Source organism: Aminobacter sp. P4_H6_2 (assembly GCF_056400805.1).
The window spans coordinates 1-2765 of sequence record NZ_JBFUKO010000678.1; the positions used below are offsets into that span (position 1 = coordinate 1).

The following is a 2765-nucleotide window of genomic DNA, read 5'->3' on the forward strand; positions in this document are numbered from 1 at the left end:
CCCCAACTGCGACGCGATCATCAGCCATCTCATCGAAGCGGCCCGCCAGCTCGCTACCGCGCGCGCCAATGCGTCGCCGGCTTTCCTCGCGCTTCACCGCCACCGCCTGGAGCGCAAGGCACGCGAAATCGACGCCGGCTTGATCGAAGCAGCCGGCATCTTCGACCGCGCGTCATTGTCGCCGTCGACATTGTCGCCGGGCGAAACAGCTGAACTCACCATCGATCTCGCCCCTGGCAGCGACAGCCGCTCGGTAGAGGTCGAGGCGATCCTGCCTGAGGCGATCACGGCAAAAGCAGAAACCAGCACAGGACGGCGACGCAGCCTGGAAATTTCGGCCTCGGCGAATGCCGCCTACACAAAGCTTTATCCGCCGTCATGGTCGGCGCTTGGCGGCAATGGCGATGCCCATGTCGTCATCTCGGCCAAGTTCGGCGCTCACACCGCCCGCGCCACCTATGACTTCGAAGAAGCTTTTGCCGTGCTGCCGGCAAGCTCGGTTGTCATGGAGCCCGAAGCGATCATCGTGCCGCTCGACGGCACAAGACAGGAATGGCCGATTAAGCCTGCCGTTGCGGGCAAGGATGCGCCCGTCTCGCTCAACATGGATGGCGGCTGGTCGCTGACGCAGTCAGAAGGCAGCCAGCTCATCCGCGCGCCCGAAACGCGTGTCCCCGGACTTGCCACCATCACCCCGCTCGTCGGCGGCAGGGCGGCACTCAGGCTGACCCCGATCGCCTATCCCCATATCGGTCGCGTCACCCATCGCCAGCCGGAAGCCTTGCGCGTACTCACGCTCGACCTCAAGCTGCCGCAAGGCGCGCGCGTCGGTTATGTCGGCGCAGGTGCCGACCGCGTCGGCCTGTGGCTGTCGCGCATGGGTCACGATGTCACCGAACTCGACGCCAAGGCGCTTGCCGGCGACCTGTCGCAATACACCACCATCGTCGTCGGCATCTTTGCCTTCGGCATCCGCAAGGATCTGGCAGCAGCGACCGAAAAGCTGCACCGCTTCGTCGAAAATGGCGGCCACCTTGTCACCCTTTACCACCGCCCGACCGACGGTTGGGATCCACTAGCGACGCCGCCGAGGAAACTCGAGATTGGCTCGCCGTCTTTACGCTGGCGCGTAACGGATCCGAACGCCGAGGTCACGGTGCTGGCGCCGGACCACGTCCTGCTCAAGGGGCCGAATATTATCGGCCCGCAGGACTGGTCCGGCTGGAACAAGGAGCGCGGGCTCTATTTCGCCGCGCGCTGGGACGAGGCCTATCAGCCGCTACTCGCCATGCACGACGCCAATGAACAGCCGCTGATGGGTGCGCTTGTGTCGGCGGCGATCGGCAAGGGCCGCCATACGCACACAAGCCTCGTCCTGCACCACCAGATGGACAAGCTTGTACCTGGAGCATTCCGCCTGATGGCAAATCTTGTCCAGCCAGCCTGACAGCACGGTGACGCCCGAGGCGGGGGAGGAGCGTCACAAGGCCAACCGCGAGGGCGTGGTCTGGGTGCTCGCCGACATGCTGCTGGTCTCCGGCGGCATGACGGCGCTCGTGAAGGCGCAGGGGCTCATCTATCCGGCCTTCCAGCTCGTCTTCATCCGGGCGATGATCGGCCTGTTGTTCATCCTGCCTTTGATCTGGCGGCACCGCCATCACATCCGCCACACCAAACATCCGTGGCAGAACGTCTCCCGCATCAGCTGCAACGCGATTGCGCTGACCAGCCAGTTCATGGCCTACACGCTGCTGCCCTTGGCGGTGGTCAACGCGCTGAGTTTTTCCAGGCCGTTGATCACTATGGCCATGGCGGTCGCCTTTTTGGGCGAAACGGTGTCGCGGCTGCGCTGGGTCGGTGCCGCCTTCGCCTTTGCCGGCGTGCTCGTCATGCTGGCGCCCGGCGGGGTCGAATGGAACCTCGGCCTGCTCGCGGTGTTCGCCACAGTCGTCTTCGGCTCGCTCGCCATCATCCAGACACGCATGCTGCGCGATGAAAACACCACCGTGATGATGGTTTTCTACACCGTCGGCCTCGCCGTCATCACCGCTGTGCCGGCCATCTTCGTCTGGCAGCCGGTCAAGGTCTTCGACTGGGTTCCCTTGCTTGGCATCGGGCTTCTGGCGCAGGCTGGCCAATATTGCTTTTTGCGCGCCTATCGCCTCGCCGACGCCAGTGTGCTCGCCCCCATCGGCTATCTCTCCATCGTCGTGACGACGGCAGCCGGCTACATCTTTTTCGGCGAAGTGCCCGACCAACGCATCGTCATCGGAGCGGTCGTCGTCCTGATAGCACTCCAGACAACGGCCTATCTTGAACGCCGCGCCAACAAGAAGCGACAGTAGTCTCGGGTCAAGAGGTAAGCACGCGCATCCGCGTGGCGGTTCGCATGACACCTTCGACGATAAGGCTGCGCGGGATCGACGAATAACCCATCCGAAAGAATCGGCACGGGCCGTCATCGGCGGGGAAGAAGGGCGAGCCAGATTCGATCAAGACCCCGTCCTGGCGCAGTTCGTTCATCAGAACATCGGCGTCGAGCCCCTTAGGCCCCTCGATCCAGAACGACGTGCCGCCGAATGACGACGAGCCGGCAATGGTGAAACCTTCGCTGCGCAATGCATCGGCCATGACGATGTGGCGGCGGTGATATTCGGCGCGCATCCGGTGCAGCACCGCGTCATGGTGCCCAAGCGCTAGGAAATACGCGGCGGTCCGCTGCAGATGTCCCGGCGGATGACGCAGCATAAGCGCACGCAAGGCAC

At 63.9% G+C, this 2765-nt stretch carries 1 protein-coding gene and 2 pseudogenes; 2 read left to right on the forward strand and 1 reads right to left on the reverse strand.

Annotated features, from left to right (window positions below; genetic code table 11):
- Together AC1DUU_RS28485 and AC1DUU_RS28490 are read left to right on the forward strand one after the other, a co-directional pair.
- Window positions 1-1447: pseudogene (locus tag AC1DUU_RS28485) on the forward strand (PIG-L family deacetylase); the annotation flags it as partial.
- A complete protein-coding gene (locus AC1DUU_RS28490) occupies window positions 1431-2345 on the forward strand; it encodes a DMT family transporter (protein ID WP_476786692.1) in 915 nt (304 codons plus the stop codon). The pseudogene AC1DUU_RS28485 and the gene AC1DUU_RS28490, both read left to right, overlap by 17 nt.
- 7 nt (window positions 2346-2352) lie before the next feature.
- Here AC1DUU_RS28490 and AC1DUU_RS28495 read toward each other — a convergent pair.
- Window positions 2353-2765: pseudogene (locus AC1DUU_RS28495) on the reverse strand (GntR family transcriptional regulator); the annotation flags it as partial.